This is a genomic window from Candidatus Izemoplasma sp. (genome assembly GCF_982632705.1).
Genome location: NZ_CEXEES010000014.1, coordinates 1 through 23339 on the forward strand (window position 1 = coordinate 1; position 23339 = coordinate 23339).

At 31.4% G+C, this 23339-nt stretch carries 21 protein-coding genes and 1 riboswitch; of the genes, 17 read left to right on the forward strand and 4 right to left on the reverse strand.

Annotation, left to right across the window (positions count from 1 at the left end; translation table 11 throughout):
* Positions 1–571 (reverse strand): GntR family transcriptional regulator (locus tag AC2LE6_RS03270; protein ID WP_484477817.1); only part of this gene is annotated, 571 nt, incomplete at its 3' end.
* 92 nt (positions 572–663) lie between these two features.
* Here AC2LE6_RS03270 and AC2LE6_RS03275 point away from each other — a divergent pair.
* On the forward strand, positions 664–1179 hold the full coding sequence (locus tag AC2LE6_RS03275; RefSeq protein ID WP_484477818.1) for an ECF transporter S component: 516 nt from the start codon (positions 664–666) through the stop codon (positions 1177–1179).
* A 20-nt stretch (positions 1180–1199) separates the two neighbouring features.
* Here the strand turns inward: AC2LE6_RS03275 and AC2LE6_RS03280 are convergent, their stop codons facing one another.
* Positions 1200–2087 (reverse strand): AraC family transcriptional regulator, encoded by an 888-nt coding sequence (locus AC2LE6_RS03280; RefSeq protein ID WP_484477819.1) that lies wholly within the window; start codon positions 2085–2087, stop codon positions 1200–1202.
* Positions 2088–2442: 355 nt separating this feature from the next.
* Between AC2LE6_RS03280 and AC2LE6_RS03285 the strand changes: the two genes are divergently transcribed.
* The 8 genes from AC2LE6_RS03285 to AC2LE6_RS03320 all read left to right on the forward strand — a co-directional run bounded on the left by AC2LE6_RS03285 (position 2443) and on the right by AC2LE6_RS03320 (position 8133).
* Complete coding sequence (locus AC2LE6_RS03285) at positions 2443–3189, forward strand: SDR family oxidoreductase (protein ID WP_484477820.1); 747 nt, start codon at positions 2443–2445, stop codon at positions 3187–3189.
* Positions 3190–3216: 27 nt separating this feature from the next.
* Positions 3217–3828 carry a TVP38/TMEM64 family protein gene (locus AC2LE6_RS03290; RefSeq protein ID WP_484477821.1) on the forward strand — a complete coding sequence of 204 codons (612 nt, stop codon included), beginning with the start codon at positions 3217–3219 and terminating at the stop codon, positions 3826–3828.
* Between the two features lie 72 nt (positions 3829–3900).
* Positions 3901–4233, forward strand: coding sequence for a hypothetical protein (locus AC2LE6_RS03295; RefSeq protein WP_484477822.1), 333 nt, complete (start codon positions 3901–3903; stop codon positions 4231–4233).
* Between the two features lie 57 nt (positions 4234–4290).
* The gene (rlmN, locus tag AC2LE6_RS03300) at positions 4291–5310 is read left to right on the forward strand and encodes a dual-specificity RNA methyltransferase RlmN (RefSeq protein ID WP_484477823.1); all 1020 of its coding nucleotides are present in this window, start codon (positions 4291–4293) and stop codon (positions 5308–5310) included.
* An 8-nt stretch (positions 5311–5318) separates the two neighbouring features.
* Positions 5319–6014, forward strand: a complete 696-nt coding sequence (locus tag AC2LE6_RS03305) for an ABC transporter ATP-binding protein (protein WP_484477824.1) — start codon at positions 5319–5321, stop codon at positions 6012–6014.
* A gap of 10 nt (positions 6015–6024) precedes the next feature.
* Positions 6025–6888, forward strand: coding sequence for a ribosome small subunit-dependent GTPase A (gene rsgA / locus AC2LE6_RS03310; protein ID WP_484477825.1), 864 nt, complete (start codon positions 6025–6027; stop codon positions 6886–6888).
* 10 nt (positions 6889–6898) lie between these two features.
* Positions 6899–7531 (forward strand): ribulose-phosphate 3-epimerase, encoded by a 633-nt coding sequence (rpe, locus tag AC2LE6_RS03315; RefSeq protein ID WP_484477826.1) that lies wholly within the window; start codon positions 6899–6901, stop codon positions 7529–7531.
* Complete coding sequence (locus AC2LE6_RS03320; RefSeq protein ID WP_484477827.1) at positions 7528–8133, forward strand: thiamine diphosphokinase; 606 nt, start codon at positions 7528–7530, stop codon at positions 8131–8133. The genes rpe and AC2LE6_RS03320 overlap by 4 nt, the downstream gene beginning before the upstream one ends.
* 220 nt (positions 8134–8353) lie before the next feature.
* On the opposite strand, the gene rpmB is transcribed toward AC2LE6_RS03320, so the two are convergent.
* Complete coding sequence (gene rpmB / locus AC2LE6_RS03325) at positions 8354–8545, reverse strand: 50S ribosomal protein L28 (RefSeq protein ID WP_484477828.1); 192 nt, start codon at positions 8543–8545, stop codon at positions 8354–8356.
* 317 nt (positions 8546–8862) lie between these two features.
* Between rpmB and AC2LE6_RS03330 the strand changes: the two genes are divergently transcribed.
* The 5 genes from AC2LE6_RS03330 to AC2LE6_RS03350 all read left to right on the forward strand — a co-directional run bounded on the left by AC2LE6_RS03330 (position 8863) and on the right by AC2LE6_RS03350 (position 17247).
* The gene (locus AC2LE6_RS03330; protein ID WP_484477829.1) at positions 8863–10527 is read left to right on the forward strand and encodes a DAK2 domain-containing protein; all 1665 of its coding nucleotides are present in this window, start codon (positions 8863–8865) and stop codon (positions 10525–10527) included.
* Between the two features lie 142 nt (positions 10528–10669).
* The gene (locus tag AC2LE6_RS03335; protein WP_484477830.1) at positions 10670–13300 is read left to right on the forward strand and encodes a GH36-type glycosyl hydrolase domain-containing protein; all 2631 of its coding nucleotides are present in this window, start codon (positions 10670–10672) and stop codon (positions 13298–13300) included.
* Positions 13290–13709 (forward strand): hypothetical protein, encoded by a 420-nt coding sequence (locus tag AC2LE6_RS03340; RefSeq protein WP_484477831.1) that lies wholly within the window; start codon positions 13290–13292, stop codon positions 13707–13709. Before AC2LE6_RS03335 ends, AC2LE6_RS03340 begins: the two co-directional genes overlap by 11 nt.
* 78 nt (positions 13710–13787) lie before the next feature.
* On the forward strand, positions 13788–14909 hold the full coding sequence (locus AC2LE6_RS03345) for an ABC transporter substrate-binding protein (RefSeq protein WP_484477832.1): 1122 nt from the start codon (positions 13788–13790) through the stop codon (positions 14907–14909).
* Positions 14896–17247, forward strand: a complete 2352-nt coding sequence (locus AC2LE6_RS03350; RefSeq protein ID WP_484477833.1) for a bifunctional diguanylate cyclase/phosphodiesterase — start codon at positions 14896–14898, stop codon at positions 17245–17247. Before AC2LE6_RS03345 ends, AC2LE6_RS03350 begins: the two co-directional genes overlap by 14 nt.
* Positions 17248–17280: 33 nt before the next feature.
* Here the strand turns inward: AC2LE6_RS03350 and AC2LE6_RS03355 are convergent, their stop codons facing one another.
* Positions 17281–19440 (reverse strand): fibronectin type III domain-containing protein, encoded by a 2160-nt coding sequence (locus AC2LE6_RS03355; RefSeq protein ID WP_484477834.1) that lies wholly within the window; start codon positions 19438–19440, stop codon positions 17281–17283.
* Positions 19441–19524: 84 nt separating this feature from the next.
* Positions 19525–19608: riboswitch (cyclic di-GMP riboswitch) on the reverse strand.
* Positions 19609–19839: 231 nt separating this feature from the next.
* Between AC2LE6_RS03355 and AC2LE6_RS03360 the strand changes: the two genes are divergently transcribed.
* The 3 genes from AC2LE6_RS03360 to recG are packed head-to-tail and all read left to right on the forward strand — an operon-like array spanning position 19840 to position 23318.
* Positions 19840–20430 (forward strand): HD domain-containing protein, encoded by a 591-nt coding sequence (locus AC2LE6_RS03360; protein ID WP_484477835.1) that lies wholly within the window; start codon positions 19840–19842, stop codon positions 20428–20430.
* The gene (locus tag AC2LE6_RS03365) at positions 20427–21254 is read left to right on the forward strand and encodes an aldo/keto reductase family protein (RefSeq protein WP_484477836.1); all 828 of its coding nucleotides are present in this window, start codon (positions 20427–20429) and stop codon (positions 21252–21254) included. Before AC2LE6_RS03360 ends, AC2LE6_RS03365 begins: the two co-directional genes overlap by 4 nt.
* A gap of 54 nt (positions 21255–21308) precedes the next feature.
* The gene (gene recG / locus AC2LE6_RS03370) at positions 21309–23318 is read left to right on the forward strand and encodes an ATP-dependent DNA helicase RecG (RefSeq protein ID WP_484477837.1); all 2010 of its coding nucleotides are present in this window, start codon (positions 21309–21311) and stop codon (positions 23316–23318) included.
* Positions 23319–23339 lie beyond the last annotated feature (21 nt).

A 23339-nucleotide genomic window follows, 5' to 3' on the forward strand; every position in this document is an offset into this window, starting at 1 on the left:
CCACCGCTTTTCTAAACATGGGCTCTAAAAAACCTACTGTTTTTCTTTGTTCTAAAAGAAGTAACATTTGAAGAAGATTTTGAATCCCTGGCCCAATTACTATTTGATTGACATCACAATTTATGTTTCGTTCGCTAAGAACATATTTTTGAATTTCAGTTCTTAGTTGAAGTTCACCTCTGGGATCACATGGTTTGTATAATTCACTAGATTGATAATTGATGATTTTGTTGATGATAGATTTATAAGTCTTCATGTCAAATAAATCCTCACTTAGATTATTATTTCTATATGTGCTAAAGGATATTTGATCAACAATCGCATCACCTTTTATCGATTTATTCTGGTGGATATCAACTACAATAAACCCAGATCTTGGTCGGCTAATAATATAACCTTCAATAACTAGCTGGTTGTATGCTTTCTCCACTGTCGTAGTACTTATTCCACGTTTTACTGAGTATTGTCTAACGGAATCTATCTTAGTGTTTTTAGGAATGATACCATTTACAATATTATCTCTTATCTCATTATATATCTCAATATATAAAGGATGTCTTTTTGAATTCATCTGACCACCTCAAAATTTAAATTTTTGTATGTTTTAATACGTACACATTTTTATTATAATACAATTAGATTTATTTATAAAGGAGAATTGAAATGAAATCGAATGAAACAGGCAAAATTACTTTTATCGCGGCAATGATAGGTTTGGTTACAGTTGCATCATATTTTGGAGTAAGAATACCTTGGGCTACTGGTGGATATACACATCTTGGTACACTAGCAGCACTTATAATCGCAATTAAATTTGGTAAGACTACCGGGGCAATAGCTGGTGGTGTTGGGATGACTATCTTTGATATATTGAGTCCTTATTATATCTGGTGGCCAGGAACACTAATAGTAAGATTGATTATGGGTTATGTTGTTGGTTGGATAGCATATGATATTAAAAAAGAATCACAAGGTACGAACATAACAAGAAACATTATAGCTATTCTAGTTGGTATGGTCATTATGTTAATTGGGTATTATTTATATGAAGCATTGTGGCTTACATCGTGGCGTGAAGCAACGGCAAGTATATTTGGTAATGTACTACAATTTGTAATTGGTATGGCTGCGATATATGTTGTACCAAAATTGATCAAATACGAAGAGGCTACATCATAATAAACAAAAGAGATGAATTTTCATCTCTTTTTATATGTATCACGGTATTGTAGTGGTGTCAAAAATGTTTTCTTTTTAAATCTCGCATTGAAGTAGGACAAATTGGAATAACCAACACTGAATGCTATTTCGGTAACAGGTGTATTTGTAGTTGATAGTATTTCACATGCTTTATTTATCCGATAATCATTTATGTATTCTGTAAGAGTTTGATTTGTGTGTCTTTTAAACACTCTACATAGATGTGGCTTTGATGTTTCTAAGTTTATAGTCATAAAATCAAGATCAATATCTTCTTTATAATGTGTGTTTATGTATTCAACACAATTTCGAATCAAATCTACAGAACTCTTTTTTGTTGAAGTTGTTGCAGATTTCTTATATATATATCTATTTTTGTAGAAGAGATATATCAAATTTAGAATATAAGATTTCAATAGAATGTGCTTAAAAATATCAGAATCATTGAATGTTTCACTAATTTGATAGAATAAAGAAGAGAACATTGTATATATAGGCATTGAAGTTAATATAGTGTTTGGAAGGTACTTTTCATTATTGATTAGAGGGGAGATATATTTAAGAGTAGCACTGTCATTTTTGCTACCCATAAGGATATCATATTTAAACTTTAAAGATTCGAAAACTATAGGTCGTCCGATTTTTGCAGTGGCAGAATGTAGTTGATTAGGATTAATGATAATAAATGATCCAGGACGTACATTATATTGTCTTCCATCTATAGTATATATACCCTCACCCTCAAGAATTCTAATGACCTCTAGTTCATTGTGCCATGAAATGTTTAATTCCTTATCCGAATGGACTAAAGTTGAAGTGTGAAACAATATATCATAATTAATATCATTTTTATAACTAGAATCATTTACTAATTGTAATTTATTCATATTGCACTCTCCTCAAATATCAATATAACAAAGTACATATTTTTTGACTGGTCTTGTCATCAATTGAATGTATATGTCATTATAACCTTTTAAAGCGAATAAATCAATAGAATCGTGTTGTCTACACAATAAGATACAACGGGGTATATATTATAGTATGTACTAAAACGTTAATATAGTGTTAATTCATAATTATACAATATTGAGCTTATTTTTGTTCGCTTCCATCCCAAAAACACTTTTTAACTCAAAAATTTACTAAATTGACCGAAGTAACCTTTGATTGATTAGTGTTTTTCGATTTCCCATTTCAGAACATTAACTTAGATGGTATAATTGAAGTTGAGGTGATTAGATGCATGTATTTATTACAGGTGGTACAAGAGGTATAGGAAACGGATTAGTGAGAGAGTTTTTGAAGAGTGGTATTAAGGTATCATTCACTGGAACATCTGAGGAATCGGTTAGAAAAGCTAGTGTTGCATTAGATGGTTCTTTCTTTGGGTTAGTGTGTGATGTGCGAAGCTATGATAGTATACTAAATTCTTCTATTCGTGCAATTGAAAAATTTGGGAATATTGACGTTTGGATAAATAATGCAGGAATAGATCAACCAAGAAAAACTGTGGATCATATAGACGAATCAGATATCAGAAATTTAATTGATATTAATGTAACTGGTAGTATTCATGGAACAAAAGTAGCTATTTCTCATTTTAAAGAGAACAATTGTGGAATAGTATATAATATGGAAGGTCTTGGTAGTAACGGGATGAAAATTCCCGAGACTATAATATATGGAAGTTCCAAAAGCCTTATTACCTATTTTAGCGAGGCTGCAAATAAAGAATTAAAAAAACATAAAGATATTTTTGTTGGTAGATTACAACCAGGAATGGTTTTTACTGATTTACTTTTGAATGGATTAGATGACGAAGCTACAAAAATTGCATCTATTCTTGGGAATAAAGTTGAAACAGTGACACCATATCTTGTTAAAGGTGTATTAAAAAACAAGAGAGTTGTTAAATGGTTAACAACAAGAAGAATAATGTTCAAATTCATCAAATCAATTTTTGTGAAAACAAGGATTGAGATGTAATCAAATTTATTTGTAAGGGAAAAAATTATGATATTAGCAACAGAATTTAGTGTAGGGGATTTAATTGAGTTCATTGATTTGGTAAAAAATGCATACGAAAACATGGGTATTGGAGCTGCTATAGGATTACCTTTCCTAGAAACATTGTTTCCTTTTGCACCTTTGTTTTTAATGATTGCATTTAATATATTAGCCTATGGAGTTATAAAAGGATATATCTATACATATTTCGGTACTCTTGCAGGTACAATAGTCGTTTTCTTGTTTATGAGATACATATCAACTAGAAACTTTAAAAAGCCGGCTCATCCAAAAATACTTCAAGTATTGAAATGGATTGAAAACACACATCCTTTACTACACATATTTGTTCTAAGTATACCGTTTAGTCCGACTTTCTTAATTAACTATTCAATGGGACTAACAAAAATGAAGTTCACTAAATTTTTGATCATAACAGCAGTTAGTAGAGCAATTCTATTGTTCATATGTATACCTTTTGGAGTTACATTGGTTAAATACTATAACAGTGGTGAATTGGGTGGAGTAACTGTTTTGTGGCTTAGTATAACAGGACTTGTAATTTTACTTGGTATCATACTTGGGCAACAAACAAAAAGACAAGTGAATAATGCGTAAATATTCACAAAAAAAACATAAAAATATTATTGTAATATGATATACTAGAAATAGTTTTTAGGAGTGATAGTTATGGATAATACATGTAGTAAATGTGGAAATAATCTATACGGAAATAGATTGAAATGCCCTTTTTGTGGAGAATCAATTGGGCCAAAACCAATAAATAGAAGCCGAACACAAAGTAGTACGAGGAACAATACGTATTCTTACGCAAGCAAACCAACAAGATCTAGTTCAAAACCTGCATTTGGGATATTTGAAGTCATCGTGTTATTGCTGGTTTCATTTTTTGTACCACCCTTCGGAATTGTCTTTTTCTTCGGGTTTAACAAAAATCAATCAAAGTTTGCAGTTCTCGCATTAATTGCTGGATTCTTTGGGTTTATAACTTATGTTTCATAAAGAGTATGATTTTCATACTCTTTTTATTATTTATGATATAATGAGTTTGGTGATACTATGAAAAATATATATCAATTTACTTTAAGTGGATTACAGACATATCTTGTCGAACAAAACTTCAAGAAGTTTAATGCAAGACAAGTATTCGAATGGCTTTATAAGAAGAATATCACTAGTTTTAGTGGTATGTCGAATTTAAGTAAACAATTACGATTACATCTAGAGGAAAACTTTGTTTTTTCTAAACTACATGTAGAGCAGCATCAGATCAGTAAAGATGGAACTGAGAAATTTCTGTTTAGACTTGGAGATTCAAACATAATTGAAACAGTCTTAATGAGACATAATTACGGGAACAGTGTATGCGTTACAACTCAACTAGGGTGTAATATAGGATGTTCGTTCTGTGCATCAGGTTTACAACAAAAGAAGAGAGATTTAACGGTAGATGAAATTGTTCTTCAGATAATAAAAGTTCAAGAAATAACTAAAGAACGAGTGAGTCATATTGTAGTTATGGGTATTGGAGAACCTTTTGATAATTACTCAAATACAATGGATTTCATTGATATAGTAAATAGTCCGTATGGATTAGAAATAGGTGCTAGACATATAACTGTTTCTACAAGTGGGATTGTTCCTATGATATTAAGGTTCGCAGATGAACAGAAACAGGTAAATTTAGCGATAAGTTTACATGCATCAAATGATGAAATACGATCTGAGATCATGAAAATAAATAAAGTATATAGTATCGAAGAAGTTATAAAAGCTAGTAGATACTATGTAGAAAAAACAAAACGAAGAATTACATTTGAATATATCCTACTTGAAGGTTTAAATGATGAAATACGTCATGCCAATGAACTTTCAGATATGTTACGAGGAATGAATTGCTACGTGAATCTAATAAGATATAACTCTGTTAAGGAGTTTAACTACGAAGGTTCAAGTGAAAAAAGAGCAAATGGATTCTATAATCAACTTCAAAAAAGAGGAATAAACACAACGTTAAGAAGAGAAAAAGGATCTGATATAGATGCTGCTTGTGGGCAACTACGCAGTAAAAATATGTGAGGTGTAGTATGATAAATGTTGAAAACATAACAAAAACTTATAAATCTGGTGATGTGGAAGTAGAAGCGCTTAAACAAGTGAGTTTAACGATTAAGCAAGGTGAAATCGTTGTTTTGTTAGGCCCATCTGGTAGTGGTAAATCAACTTTACTAAATGTTCTCAGTGGACTTGATACAATTGAACAAGGTGAGGTCGAAATAAACAATCAACCCATTAGTAAAATGAACCAGTCTGAAAAAACTAAATTTAGAAGAGAGAACTTAGGATTCATATTTCAACAATATAATTTACTACAGTCACTTACAGTATTAGAAAATATCGAGATTGGTGCTCAATTATCGAGTGATCCGTATAACATTCAAGATGTTATGGATATTGTGGGTATTACAGAACACCAATCAAAGTTTCCATATCAATTGAGTGGTGGAGAACAACAAAGAGTAAGTATCGCAAGAGCCATAGTCAAAAAACCGAATATCTTATTTTGTGATGAGCCTACTGGAGCTCTTGATGAAGCCACATCAATCAACGTACTTGAACTTATTCAACAGTTAAACACTAGTTTTAATACAACCATTGTATTAATTACACATAATATAAGCATAGCTGAGATTGCTGACAAAGTAATCACATTAAATTCAGGAAAAATTGTAAAAGTAGAAGCACAAACAAGAAAGAAAGCATCCCTTATAAATTGGGGATAATGGTGATATTTTGAGAGGTAGAATAGTTAAATTAATCGGTGGTCTTTACACAGTTAAAGATGAGTCACATAAACTATATAACGTAAAAGCTAGAGGTAAATTCAGACATAACAATCAATCTCCAAAAGTAGGAGATTTGGTTGATTTTGATACTGATTTTATAATGGAGTTAGAGGAGCGTAAGAACAATTTAGCTAGACCTCCTGTTTGCAACATAGACCAGGCAATACTTATTAATAGTGCAAAGGAACCAGACTTCAGTTTTAATTTATTAGATAGATTTTTGTTGCTCATAGAACACGAATCGATTACACCTGTCATCATAATCACAAAAATAGATTTAATGAAAGACAAAGAATTAACTGACCTAAAAGAAAAAATGAAGTATTATGAGAAGTTATACAACGTATATTTTGTGTCAAGTGTAACCAATGAAAACACTGAAGATTTATTCAAAATATTTGAAAACAAAGTAAGTGTGTTTGCAGGACAAACAGGTGCAGGGAAAAGCAGTTTGCTAAATGCGCTTAATCCCAAATTCAACTTAGAAACAAACACAATTTCAAAAGCGTTAGGTAGAGGTAAACATACAACTAGACACAGCGAACTATTAGAATTGTTTGGTGGATTAGTAGCCGATACACCTGGATTTAGTAAACTTGATTTTTATGACATTAAAGTTGAAGAAATACCAGATTGTTTCGTTGACTTCTTTGAATTATCTCATGAATGCAAATTCAGAGGATGTACTCATATTAATGAACCAAAATGCAAAGTAAAAGAAGAAGTGGAAAAAGGAAATATTCTTTCTTCAAGATATCATAGTTACAAAGTCATTACCGAAGAAATCAAAGAACAGAAAATAAAATATTAGAGGTGATATTATGATTATAGCTCCATCAATACTGTCGGCTAATTTTGCCAACTTAGAAAAATCATTACAACGTGTTTCATCAGCTGAATGGTTACATGTAGATGTTATGGATGGCCATTTTGTACCAAATATTACAATTGGACCACTTGTTGTTAAAGGTGTTAACACGTTATCAAATCAAGTGATTGATACACATTTAATGATTACTGATCCATATAAGTATACTGAAGCTTATGCGAAAGCAGGTAGTGATTATATCACATTTCATATAGAGACTGTTTCTAGTCCAATTGAACTTATAAAACATATTAAATCATTCGGAGTTAAACCAGGGATTTCAATCAAACCAGATACACAGGTTGAAGCCATTAAAGAACTACTACCATTCGTTGACCAAGTACTTGTTATGAGTGTAGAACCAGGATTTGGTGGACAATCATTTATGCACTCTGCAATTGATAAAATTAAATTTCTTGATAGTTTAAGGAAATCAAACAATTATAAATATCTCATTTCTGTAGATGGCGGAATTAATGAAGAGACTTCAAAATTAGTTAAGGCAGTTGGAGTTGATGTACTTGTTGCTGGATCTTATGTATTTAATAGTGAAAATGCAGAAGAGAAAATCACTTCATTAAGATGATAATTAATATATTCACTGGTCCACTAAACTATGATATTGATATGTTATATAAGGAGACCAAAGAAGAAGTTAACATTTGTGTTGACCAGGGATGTAAAATAGCATTAGCTTCAAAAATACGTATTCATAAGGCTATTGGTGATTTTGATAGCTTGGATATCGATATTTATGAAGAATTAAAGCGTGAAGTAAATGATATTATTGAACTGAATAGTATCAAGGATTATACAGATACTTATACAGCAGTAAAAGAAGCTTTAAAACTTAATCCTGATCAAATAGTAATTTATGGAGCACTTGGCAATAGAATAGATCATTCCATTGCGAATATCATGTTACTCAAACTTGGCAATATAACGATATTGAATAACACAACAAGAATGAAAATGTTAAATCCAGGTAAGTATGAGATAAACAACGAGTATCAATATATATCCTTTTTTGCAGAAGAGGATGTATTCAACTTGAACTTGAAGGGTTTTAAATATGAATTAAACAACATTACTCTAACTGAGGAAAATCCTTTATGTATAAGTAACGAGGGTAGCGGAACCATCTCTTTTGATGAGGGAGTTCTACTAGTTATCCAAAATAATGATTAAACGAAAAAAGGACCCAAATTGGGTCCTTTTTCAAAAAGAAAGGGGGAGATGTACTTTTTCTTGGGTAATGATACTAATTGTTCAAATTAGCCAAGCTATCAAGGATGTACATCCTCAAATATATTCATATTAGCATCACTGCTATTGGAATGCATTAAAAATGGCCGTTAGGCCATAAAAAAAGCCGAGACTATCGGCTAAAATAGTAACATTTTTTTTATTAAGCGCGTTTTACAAGACCGCTTTTCAACGCTCTAGTAGAAACTAAAACTCTTTTAACTTCACCGTTTTCATCAACGATTCTTACTTTTTGCAGGTTAGCTTTCCATCTTCTTCTTGATGAATTCATTGCATGTGAACGTTTATTACCGCTCATACCTTTTTTTCCTGTTGCGAAACATACTCTTGCCATAATCTTGTACCTCCATTCACATATTGGATTTAACAGCATATATAATTCTAGCACAAAAAAATGAAAAATCAAGTAAAAACCTAAAAAAGTTCAAATAGTTTTTTACATATATATATATAAGGAAAAGAAGCATCTTAATTGATATATCGGCTGTATTGTTTGATAATCAAAGTATGAGTGAATTTTCATATAAAAACCATCAAAAACCGGGAAAGCCCATAAGAGTTGCATTATATATTTAAGTGTGATAAAATATCAAGGACTTTTCAAAGAAGTGTGAAAACAAAAATAATGTATTTATATAATGGAGGAAAACTATGAACCCAACTGTAATTGATGGTAACTTAATGAAGTTGATTATTACAAACGGAACAATAGCTTTAAGAAACGATCACCAAAGAATCAACGAATTGAATGTATTCCCAGTACCTGATGGAGATACTGGAAGTAACATGCAATCTACAATGATGAGTGGTGTAAAAGCTATTTCAGGTTTGGAAGATGAAACTTGCGAAAAAGTTGCAAAGACATTATCAAGAGGATTATTAATGGGAGCAAGAGGAAATAGTGGGGTTATACTTTCACAATTATTTAGTGGTTTTGCGAAAGCATTTACCGGTGAAGAAAATGTGAACGCAGTTCATTTTGTTGAAGGACTACAACAAGGAGTTAAACAAGCATACAGTGCTGTTATAAATCCAGTTGAAGGTACAATATTAACTGTAGCTAGAGAAGCAGCGGATAAGGTTTCAGAGATCGTTAAAGAAGACAGCGATTTACTTGAAATAATGGAAATATATATTAAAGAAGCATATGAGTCATTAGAAAGAACACCTGATCTTTTACCAGTGTTAAAAGAAGCAGGAGTTGTAGATAGTGGTGGTGCTGGATTTAATGTAATAGTAGACGGAATTATCTTAGCTCTTAAGGGAGAGATTTTAGAGGATTCTAAATTCAATACTGTATCAAGCGTATCATCTGAATTACCAAGCTATAGTGCAAGTGGTGAAGATTTTGGTTATTGTACAGAGTTCATCATTTCATTAAAAGATGGTAACAAGTTTAATAAAGATAAATTTACAAAACGTATTGGACGTTTTGGAGATAGTTTAGCTGTTGTAGCTGATGAAGATATCTGTAAAGTTCATATCCATACAAAAACTCCTGGAGATGTTTTAAACTTCGGACAACAATATGGTAATTTTGCTACTTTAAAGATTGAAAACATGACACTACAACACAGTGAAACATTATTGCATTCACACCAAGAAGGTGATGATTGTGGACATGAACATGGTAAATATGATCCTAACGGAAATCCAAGTAAATACGGTATTCTAACTGTAGTAAATGGAGAAGGATTAAAAAGCACATTCTTAGAAATGGGTGTATCTTGCGTTATCAACGGTGGACAAACTATGAATCCTTCAACTGAAGAATTTGTGACTGCTATTGAAAATATGAACGCAGAAAACATTATTATTATTCCAAACAATAAAAACATATTCTTAAGTGCAGAACATGCAGCTAAGTTGATAGAAGATAGAAAAGTAACTGTTTTACCAGCAAAAACTATTGCTCAAGGTTATGCATCACTAACAATGTTTGATTCTAACCAAGATTTGGACACTAACATTGCTGAGATGAATGACTTAATAGCTAATGTAAAAACTGGTGAAGTAACTTATGCTGTCCGTGATACTGAAATTAACGGTGTAAAAATTGCCAAAGATGAATACATGGGAATTGCCAACGGTAAAATCGTATGTAGTCATAAAGAACGTGATTTAACAGTTAATCATTTAGTAGACAAATTAGTAGATGAAGATGCTGAAATCGTTACAATTATGCACGGTAAAGGTGTAGAAGAAAATGAATTAAAAGAACTAGGGTTATACCTAGATCAAAAATTCCCAGAAATCGAAGTTGAATTCATTGATGGTAATCAAGATATCTATTCATTCATTATCGCAGTTGAATAAATAATATAAGGACCCAAGTGGTCCTTTTTTATTGCGTATTGCACAAATTTCGGTAACGGTTTCGCTATTTTAATGTAAACACTTGTACACATGTATAACTTGTTATACAATGTGATTGTACAATTAACTGAGGAGTGTTCAAATGAAACCCAAATTACAATTACAAGAAAATGGAAATTTCAGCATAGATAATGTAGACTTTTTGAGTTATACATATTTCCCTTTAACTAATTTTAAATCAGTGAAAAGTGTTGTTTCACCTTCATTGAATGGAAGTATGACAACTGATCAAAATAGTTTCCTATTAATGCCAGTATCAAATGAAGATTCTCATAACTCATTTATGAATAGAAACGTTTATTTTAAAGTAGATAATGACTTCACTTGGAGCATAACTGGAAATACACCATATCAAATGCTTAATAAAGATCAGGTTTCCTTAGAGGCTGATTTTTTAACACATAAAATTATTAGAAAAAACAATAATTTTACAGTAGAAGTTGAGAGCTTTGTTCCAATGGAAGATGTAAACCAAGAACTACATAGAATCACATTTACAAACAACTCAGACAATTCAATCGAAATTAAACCTGTAGTTGGAGTCCCATTGTATAGTAGAAGTGCTGATAATATACGAGATCATAGACACGTTACGTCATTACTTAACAAGGCACAAATCAAAAAGAATGGTTTAACCAATAAACCGACGTTTAGTTTTGATGAAAGAGGACATATATTAAACGATACCTGTTACAGTGTGTATTCATATAGTGAAACTGAGATAAAACGTTACTGGCCAATTTTAGAAGAGTTTATTGGTGAAGGACGTAATCTCTTAGATCCAATCGTTGTAAAAGAAGAAATTCAAAACGATTATAAACCTGGAGATATAGTTTCTGGATATGAATTAACAGCAGGGTTCGAGTATGAGCAAATCAAATTAGAAACCGGAGATAGTTTTACAGTAATTCTCTCTTTTAAAATAGATAAGGATGGGAAAGAACAAGTTATTACAACAGAGGAATTTACCCGTTTAAAAGATGCGAATAATTTAGCTTGGAATAATGAAATTCAGAACTTAGAAATAACATACAACGACAATACATATAATGGTTGGTTAAAATGGGTATCTTTACAGCCTACATTTAGAAGAATATATGGTAACTCATTTCTACCTCATCATGACTACGGTCGCGGTGGAAGAGGTTGGAGAGACTTATGGCAAGATTTGCTTGCACTAATTCTTATGAAACCAGACACAGTTAGAGAATCATTATTAAACAACTTTCAAGGTGTTAGAATAGATGGATCAAACGCAACTATTATTGGAGAAAATCCAGGTGAGTTTCTTGCTGATAGAAACAATATTGCCAGAGTGTGGATGGATCATGGTAGCTGGCCTTTATTAACTACTAAGCTTTATCTAGATAAAGTGAAAGACGAGAGTTTCTTATTAGAGGAAATACCATACTTCAAAGATCAATTTACACATTACACTAAACAAATAGACAAAAAACACAATCAGAATGATTCAACATTAAAGACAATCAACAATGAGACATATAATGGTACAGTATTAGAACATCTAATCATTCAAAACTTAGTACCCTACTACAATGTTGGTAAACACAATAATATCAGGTTAGAGGATGCCGATTGGAACGATGGATTAGATATGGCGCATAGAAATGGAGAAAGTGTTGCTTTCTCATGTATGTATGCAGATAACTTGGTAGTATTATCAACTATCCTAAAATCACTACATTCAAAAGGAATTACAAGTGTTAATCTTTTAAATGAGTTAGATATATTATTAGTAAGAGTTGATAATAAAGATATTAAAAATAAACACAAAATATTACAGAAATATTTTGACTCTATAAATACAACGATTAAAGGAACTAAGAAGAATTTTGATTCACTTGAAATTGCCAAAATACTTGAAGAAAAAGGGAATGCATTAAAAGCCCATATAAGTAAGAATGAATGGCTATCTTCTAAAGAATACTCGTGGTTTAATAGTTATTATGATGACAATTCAAACAGACTAGACAACATTGAAAAAGGGAATATGACAATCACAGGACAAGTATTCGCTATAATGAGTAATGTTGCTAGTAACGAACAAGTTTCTGAAATAGTGAAATCTGTAGATCATTATCTATTTGATGAGAATGTTGGAGGATATAAACTAAACACCAATTTCAATCAAGTGAAAACAAATATGGGAAGATTATTTGGATTTGCATATGGTCATAAAGAAAATGGAGCTATGTTTAGTCATATGGCTGTAATGTACGCAAACGCACTATATAAAAGAGGTTTCGTAAAAGAAGGACACAAAGTTCTGAATACGATTTATAATCATTGCATTGACATAGAAAAATCAAAAATGTACCCAGGGATTCCTGAATACATAGATCCAAAAGGAAGAGGAATGTATCCTTACCTTACTGGTTCTGCTAGTTGGTATATATTAACTGAAGTTAATGAAGTCTTCGGAATAAAAGGTGATTTTGGAGATTTGGTGATAGAACCAAAACTACTTAAACATCAGTTCAACAACGGATTAGCAACTATTAAAACAATGATTCAAAGTAAACTTATAGAAGTTCAAATCCAAAACCCAAAGGAATTAGATTTTGGAGAATACTATATCGAAAAAGTGATTATTGGTAATACAGAAGTTTCAGTGGATAGAACTATACATGGAGTTAAGATTTGTGACTCAATAGAAAACGACATAATTAAGGTGGTTCTAAATGGAAAGTAAAATAGAAATATTAGACTTTAAACACGAAGGTTATAAGAAACTTGTCACATATGATTCTTGGAGAGTAGCAATGTTAAACTACATAGAGAACTTAAACCCTCTATTAATAGATAGTGTTCAAGCGCACTTAAAGACCGATGAAACATTCATTTTACTAGAAGGTAAATGTATTCTTTACCTTTGTGATGTGGTGGATGATGTAGTAGTTGATACTCAAGGGATTGATATGGAACAACATAAAGTTTACAACATAAAAAAAGGAGTGTATCACACTCATACGTTAAGCATGGACGGAAAAGTCCTAATTGTTGAAAATGAGGATACAGCTGATTATAACTCTCCTAGAATTTATATTGATGAGGAAATTCAAAATAGATTTCACGCAATAATGAGCAGATTATGGAAATAAAAGACAGAGAAATCTGTCTTTTTTGTTATTTATTATACAATACTGTATAATAGGGATAAAGAGTTGAGAGGTGATTATGTGAAGAAGTTATTACTTGTTTTATTAGTACTAGTAAACATTATGTTTTTGTCTGCATGTAATACAGATAAAACGATTAAAATAGGATATTCAAATAATCTTTCAGCGAGCGCTGGAGAACTGGGTATTGATGGTATGTATGGTGCACAGTTAGCTGTTAAAGAAATCAATGATAATGGTGGAATCAATGGAAAGCAACTAGAACTAATTGTAATGGATGATACTGGAGATTCTGATACAGCTGTTGAGATAGATAATGAATTAAAAGCACAAGGTTGTGTTGCAATCATTGGTCATGGGCTTAGTTCAGTAGCTGAAGCTACAATTCAAAACGCAAATCTAAATGATATTCTTTTGATTAGTCCAACGATTACAAGCACGGCTTACAATGACTTAGATGATAACTTTTTAAGAGTCATTCCCTCAGTTGATCAACAAGGTATAAAACTTGCGAATACAATGTATGAGACACATTTAGGTGAAACGATCATTTTATACGAAGATAGAAATAGTGCGTTTTCTATACCACTTTATGAAGCGTTCTCTACTCAATCAAATATATACGGGGTACCAGTTTTAGAAGAACATATTCATTCATTCACAGGAAATAGTTTTTCTGAGTATGAAAGAATGAGTGAAATAATAAATAATAGTATGATAAACAATGTTCTGATTATTGGATCATCATACGATACATCGAGTATAGTACAAAAATTGGAAAGAGAAGTAAACTTGTATGTATCATTATGGAGTACTACAAGTGATTTGATTGGTTTAAGTGGAAACAATATTGAAGGGACACATATTATAAACTTCTTTGATATTTACAACACTTCAGAAAAGTATTTAGGTTTTACTGAGACATTTACTGAAAGATTTGGTGTTGAACCTTCGTTCTCATCAATGCTTTCTTATGAAGCGGTATATATACTAGCAGAAGCATTAGAAACCGCAGATGATTATTCTGCTAGTTCACTTAAACAAGAGATTTTAGATATCAAAGAATTTGATGGTATCATGGATACTATAACCTTCGATCAATTTGGAGATATTGACAGAAAGGTATATTCATTTGTTATCCATAATGGTGAATATGTGGTGATAGACGATGAAAATAATTGAAAAAACAATGAAGAATACATCTTTAAAATTAGTTTTTTCAATAATTTTCATAGGTGTGATTTTAGTATCCGTATTAATATACTTTCTGTTTTTTAAGACATATTTGGAAGATCAAATTATTGATAGAATGTATAAGCAAAATTCAATCATTACCCTGAATACTAAAGAGTACATAGATGAAAACTTTCAAGGTAATGTCAATTTAGTACTCGGTATCGAAGGGTTTTTTGATATCCTCGAAAGTCCTACGGACGAAGATTTTGAACATTATATGGATGAGTTAAGTGAAGAAGTTGAGGTTTTTTATAGAGTTGAAGTCTTATCAAATGATATGACAACCGAATATGTATATCCTTATGATGAAAATGCGATCGGAATTGATCATTCAACAGACAATGAGCTCATTGCACTTACAGAACCTCATCAATATGAATGGTTAGAACCTCAGATATCAATTGTTGATGACGGTTTAACTGTTTCTCTTTTGTATAGAACAGAGACGAGGTACATAATCGCTGTTTTCGATCTTGATTTCTTTGAAAGTATACATTCTCTATTAAGTGATATAAACAAAGATAAAGAGATGATGATTCTCAACGAGTATGGAATCATTATATTTGATAGTGGTTCAGATAAAGATTTATACAAAATGAGATATGAAAAGTTCGACTCTCTAACACCTGTATCACCAAGTAGTGATTCAGTGATAGTTGATGTAAATAATATAGAATCAGTATTAAGTATTCGAGAACTTGACAGCCAGAATTGGTATATTTCTATTTACGAATCTAAGGAATCATCATATCAGTTCCTAAACCAATTATCGAGGAATTACTGGTATTTAATTACGATTATCACCATTCTTTACATTATTTCTGCACTGCATTTCTATAATATAATAGGTAACAATCTAAAAAGAATTAAGAGTAATCTAGAAGAAATTACCTCAGGAAAGTATGGACTGCAAATTGAAGGTATGCCATATAAAGAGATTCAGGGAATTGTAGAAGAATTTAATGTAATGTCAAACACGTTACAACAATCTAGAAATCAATTAGAAGAAATTGCATACAAGGATAAATTAACAGGACTTCATTCAAGAAATTACTTAAGAAAAATTACAAATGATATAATTGATTCATCTCCTGAAATGCAACTGTATGTATTCTATATTGACTTAACAAGATTCCATATTATTAACGAGTCTTACGGTTATGAATTTGGAGATGAAGTTCTAAAGAAAGTAGCTGAAAGATTAGAACACTCTCTTCAACCAATGGGAACATTAGGTCGTATTGAAAGTGATGAGTTTGTAATCGTTTGTGGATCGCAACATGAACCCGTATCTAGTTCAAAAAATATACTAAAACTATTTGATGAGTCTTTTGATTTTGACTTGAAGGAAGTAGTGTTGTCACCATCTATTGGAGTCTCTAGGTATCCAGAAGACGGTGCAGACTTTGAAGAATTACTTTCAAACGCAAATATCGCATTGCTACAGGCAAAGCAGAACAAAGAAATAAGTTATGCAGTTTTTGAAAATGAATTACTTGAACAGTTTAACAGGAAACTTGAAATTGAAATTTCCATAGAAAAAGCTTTTACAAACAATGAGTTTATCGTCGAATTTCAGCCAGTACTTAACATTGATGATGAATCAATCAGAGGGTTTGAAGCACTTAGTAGATGGCAACATCCAACTTTAGGTAAGCTAAGTCCAGGTGAGTACATTGATACGTTGGAACAACTTCAAAAAATACACGTTTTAGATAAATACACTCTTAGAGAATCTCTGAAACAGGTAAATAGATTGAATAGACGTTATGATCAGAAATTTGTTATTAGTGTGAATATTAGTGGATTGACAATTCTGAGAGATGACTTTGTGAGTATGATCAAAGAGACCTTAAAAAAATATAATTTTGATCCTAATTGCCTTGAACTAGAATTAACGGAGACAGTGTTCATAGATGATTTTAGTAAAATTAAATCTATAATGCACGAGTTATCTTCAATTGGAGTTAGATTTAGTGAAGATGATTTTGGAGATGGGTATAGTTCATTGAATTATTTAGTTGAACTAGAACTGGATACTTTGAAGATCAGTAGGACAATACTAGAAAATCTTAAAGCCAATATTAATAATAGAATCCTTGTTGAAGCTATTGTTAGATTGTCTAAAGAACTAGGGTTTGAAACAGTTGTAGAAGGAGTAGAAGATTACGAGATGCTTCAGATATTTAAAGAACTTGAATGTACATATGTTCAAGGATATTACTTCTATAGACCACTTGATTATTTCAACCTAGTCAAAGAATTAGATGAGAAGTTCAAATAAAAAGCACTTGCCTAAGGCAAATGCTTTTTTTTATTATTCAGTTGGTTCTTCGTAAACAACAACTTCAATTACATTAGATTCCATTTGGTCTAATACATTCCCATCTTGGTCTAATAATGTTAATTGATATACATAATTTCCAGTTTCTGTGATTTCATCTAATAATGCAGTTTTTAATGATCCATATTCTAATGTTAAATGATAGAAGTCTTCTGTTTCTAAGCGTCTTTCTACTCTGATCATTGCTACTTCATCTTTAATAATGTCCCAGTAAACATGAACTTTTTCATCCCAATTGTAGTAACCTTCGAAATTACCGATCTTAGCGTTTTCTTTTAATCTTATGTAGTATTCAGTAACTTGCTCATCTACAACTTCACCAAGGTCATTTACTGCGCTTACTTTGAAGAAATAGTTTCCATCAGGTAAGTCTTTTATTTGTAATGATGAAGTGACACGAGGTACTTCAATATATTCAGTCCAGTTTTCTTGATCTAATGAATATGAGATTACATGTGTAGTATAACTACCTTGACTTCCCCACCATAGATAAATTGAATTATCATGGATGTTTTGGTTTCCATCTAAGTAATATACATCTGTTGGTTCGTCTAAATTTAGATTATCGTAAGATACAACAACTTCGTTCCAACAAACTGCAGATCCCATTTCGTTTTCTAACTCATCGTAACCAGTGATTCTATAAGTATATACACCTTCAACAAGCTCATACACTCTTACATAATCTTTGTACCAGTTATTATTGTCAATGATTTCAGTTTCTTCTTCTAATATAACTTCCCAAGTTAATCCACCATCACTTGATTTTTCAATCATAAAGAATTTTACAAATTGTTGGTTGAATCCAAAGTTGAATTCTACTTCTCCAGTTGATTGATTATGCCAAGCATTTAAGTGATAAACATGTTCCGGTATTTGAATAGTAAATTCCATAGACTCTAAACTATCTAGTTCCTCACCGTTCTCATCTAATACAATTACTTTGTATACATAAGTTCCAGGTGCTAAATTTTCATCTTCATGCATAGTTTTTAAAGACCCAAATTCACCAATGACTTCATATTCTGTATCAAGAGTTCTACGTTCTAGAACTACAACTTCAACAGTATCATTCATAAATTGCCAATCTAGATTAATACTATTTGAATCCCATTCAACCCATCCGTTAAATCCACCTAGTAGAGCATCTTGTTTAACTCTAACTGCTTCGGTTGAATCGATTGATGCAACAACATTATCTTCATTTATTGCACTTACTCTATAGAAATATAATCCGTCTGTTAGTTCTTCAAATGAGAATGATTGAGCGATACGTGGTACTTCAGCTACAAGTTCCCAGTTTTCTTGATCTACAGATTTCTCTAATAGGAATCCTTCAAAATCTCCCGATGCATCCCACCATAGATTAACCATTTTAGAGTAAGTATCAAAGTTACCGCTTATATGCCATAACTCAGGTATTCCATCAAATTGTTTGTTATCAAATGATACGTTGATTTCACCCCATGAGTTCATTTCTTGAAGAAACTCATTGTTTTCGTCAAATGCTACCATTTTGAATACATAATTACCTTCGTCAAACTCATAATATAATAGTTGATTCTTAGAGAATCCTTCATCATCTAAAACCAGTTCAGCTTCAATGATTTGTTCCCAAGTTAATCCACCATCACCTGATTTTTCAATAACGATATACGAAATACTAAATTCATTTACACCGAAATTGAATTGTACAACACCACTACCTGAATCAAACCAAGTGTCAAAGTGATAGATGTATTGTGGTTCGTTAACATAGATAGAGAAATCATCTGATTCAAACCTTGAATCTCCAAATTCATCCACTACAACGATCTTAAATCTTACATCTCCATAAATACTATAATTGTATGATATGATTTCATCATCGACTTGATAGTCGTTAAATTGATGAACTTCTTCCCATTCCCCTAATAATTCATTATACATTTTTAAATGTATTGATTCTAAAGCAACCTCACCAGTTTCTTCATCTTCTTTTGGTTCTGGTATCTTATACGATATATGAATTTCTTGCATTCCTTCATCAAACCAGAGATTTGCCTCTACTTGATTTCCCCCAAGTAATTCATCACAACCAGATAAAATAAACATTCCTGCGAATAACGTTAGTCCAATTAATAATCTTTTCATATAATTACCTCCTAATTATGTTTTGAAAAGGGTCCAAATTGTATAAAAAAATATACAATCTGGGTAGATTGTACAAAGTTATCTTTGTGCAATCCAGCCAGCGTAGGTTTAACCCGTAGCTCTGTGATTTTGCGTCTACACGTTTCCATGTATTTGCCTTTTATAACTTCATTGTAGGAGAAGATACTTTGAATATCAAGAGAAACTGAAAAGTTTCACATCATATACACAACTACAATATGGACATACACATTATAAACACAACTATAGCACTTTAGTGACTACGATGATAAACTGGTCAATAGTTTGCTTTTACGATACACCCTCTTTTTTAAGGAATGAGTCCTCATCTGTGTTATAATAAATTTAACGTTTAATAATCTTTTATGAGGTGAATATATGGATATTAAGAAAATAGAATTATATGTAAAATCTAAACTTGAATTTGAGTCAAGCGGACATGATTATCTACACGCTTTGAGAGTTCTTGAGAACTCGAAAAAATTGATTACTGATTCAGTTGATCAAGATGTTGTTTACATTTCAGCTTTGATTCATGATTTGATTGATCATAAACTTGAAGAAAAGCATAAAGCAAAAGAGTCTGACATTATCACACTATTAAAAGAATCTAGATTAAAAGAAGAACAGATTGAATCGGTATTAGATATAATTAAGAATATCTCATTCTCAAAAGGTAATGTTCCATCATCATTAGAAGGTAAAATAGTTCAAGATGCAGATAGATTAGATGCTCTTGGTGCAATAGGAATTGCAAGAACATTCGCGTATGGTGGCAAAAACAATCGCCTAATATATAATAAAGATAGCATTGATGATACAGATTCGGTTTCACACTTCTATCAAAAACTATTTAAGTTGTCAGAATTAATGAATACAGAAAAAGGAAAACAAGAAGCATTAGAACGTACAAAATTCATGAAACAATTTATAATGAAGCTAGATGAAGAAACTGGAGGAGACTTATGATTATTAGAGAAAGTTACACATTAAGCAACAATGTAAAAATTCCAAAAATCGGATTAGGTACATGGCAAGTAAAAGAAGGCGATGAAGTATACAAAAGTGTTATAGCAGCTCTGAAGAACGGGTACAGACATATTGATACCGCAGAAGGTTACCAAAATGAAAAAGGTGTAGGAGAAGCTGTAAGAGATAGTGGAATACCAAGAGAAGAGATATTTGTTACAAGTAAGTTAGAGTCGCATATAAAAACTTATGAAGGAGCAAAAGAAGCATTTAAGAAAACGTTAGACGAACTAGGATTTGACTATTTAGATTTATTCCTAATACATGCACCTTGGCCTTGGAGTAATATGGGACAAAACTGTGATGAGGGAAATGTCTTAGCATACAAAGCTATGGAAGAACTATATAACGAAGGACTTATAAGAGCCATTGGTGTTTCGAACTTTGAACCAAAACACTTAGATAACCTATTAGCTAACACAACTATAGTACCTCATGTCAATCAAATTGGATATTTTATTGGTTTAGATCAATCCAAAACAATTGAATACTGTAATGAAAGAAACATATTTATAGAGGCATACAGTCCACTTGGTATAGGCTATCTACTAAGTAACGAAGACATAAAAACAGTGGCAGACAAATACTCTAAATCAAGTGCACAAATATGTATTAGATACTTACTACAGAAAAATGTTGCACCATTACCTAAAAGTGTAAACGAGAATAGAATCATTCAAAATACTGAAGTTGATTTTGAAATATCCAAAGAAGATATGACGTTCTTAGACACAATAAAAGGTGACCCAAGAAGATGGGATTAAAAAGGTAATTTATTACCTTTTTTTATATGTTATAATATAGAAGTGAGGTGACATATGAGTCATTTAGAAAGTATAAAGGGAATTGGCCCTAGAATGAAAGAGAAACTAAATCGTAATAAAATTTACGATTGTTTTGATATCATTAATAGATTCCCAACTAGATACGAAATATACCAACTCATAACACTAAAAGACGCTGTAGATAGCGAACGAATCACTATTGAAGGTAAAGTAATAAGTGTGCCTAATGTGGCATTCATAAGAAGAAATTTTACAAGGTTATCATTTAACGTAGTTATAGAAGAACGTCAATTCAAAGTCTCAATTTTTAATCGTGAGTATTTAAAAAGCATTCTAGACTTAGGAGAAGATATTGTCTTAACAGGAACAATTGATCGTCTAAAAAACTCATTTACAGCAACAACTTTAAAACTTAAACGTAATTTTAAGAATGAAATAGAACCTATTTATGGATTAGATGGAATCAGTGATTCTCAATTTAATAAACTATTTAAACTGAGTTATGAGGAGTATGGTCGTTTCATAGAAGATGACATGCCTGAATATCTATTAAAGAAATATAAATTAATCAATTATGGAAATCTTCTAAAAATTGTCCATAACCCAATAACTATGAAAGATTTGTCTAAGATTGAACGAAGAATCAAATATGAAGAATTGTTCAAGTTTCAGTTTAAAATTCAATATCTTAGATTAAAGAACAAATCAAAGAAATCGGTATTAAAGAAATATGATATTAATGAAGTAAAAGCATTTATTTCATCATTGCCTTTTGAATTAACGGATGACCAAAAAAAAGCAACGAATGAAATTATGAAAGACATAAAATCTCCGTACATAATGAATCGTTTACTTCAAGGAGACACAGGTAGTGGAAAAACCGTTGTTAGTGCAATCACAATACTTGCCGTATTGAGCAGTGGACACAGTGTTGCCATGATGGCACCAACCGAGATACTCGCAAAGCAACATTTTAAAACATTATCGAACTTCTTTAAACATACTCCATATAAAATAGTGTTTTTAACTGGTAAAATGACGAATGCTCAACGAAAAATTCAGTTAGATATCATAAAAAATAACAAGTCATTGATTATAGGAACACACGCTCTATTTAGTGATGATGTATTATATAAAGAACTAGGATATGTAATCACAGACGAACAACATAGATTTGGAGTGAACCAAAGAAAAAAATTGAGAGAAAAAGGGTTTAACCCAGATGTTCTATATATGTCAGCAACACCAATACCAAGAACACTTGCAATATCTTTGTTTGGAGATATGGACATTTCAACTATTAGAGAAAGACCTAAAAATAGACAAAAAGTTGAGACCAAGCTTTTTACAAACACGCAAAAGGACTTAGTATATATGCTGATTGATGAACAATTGAAACTCAATCATCAAGTATATGTAGTTACACCATTGATTCTAGAAAGTGAATCACTAGATTTAAACAATGCACAAAGAGTGTATAGCGATCTAAGAAAAAGATTCAGTAACCATACAATTGGTATAATCCATTCAAAAATCAAACAGGAAGACAAAGAAAAGATTATGGATATGTACCAAAATAATGAAATCAATCTACTTGTATCAACAACAGTGATCGAAGTTGGTGTTGATGTACCTAATGCAAGTTTAATGGTCGTACTTGATAGTGACAGATTTGGATTATCACAACTTCATCAACTCCGTGGTAGAATTGGGAGATCTGACATAAAATCGTATTGTCTACTTGTATATAAGGAAGATAGTGAATCAAAAGGTAGACTTGAAGTCTTAGAAACAGTGGATGATGGATTTGAGTTAAGTGAACAGGATTTGAAACTCAGAGGTCCAGGAGATTTCTTTGGATATAGACAATCAGGAGACATGAAATTTAGAAAAGCTCATATTGTAAATGATCATAAAATTCTTGAGGTTGCTCGCAATGATGCGTTAGAAATACTAACAAACAAAGAATCATATAGTAGAAAAGAGTATTCAAAGTTGTTTAGTTACTTAAAAAGCATGTTAAAGAAATCAAATTTTGACTAAATATGATATAATAAATTTGGC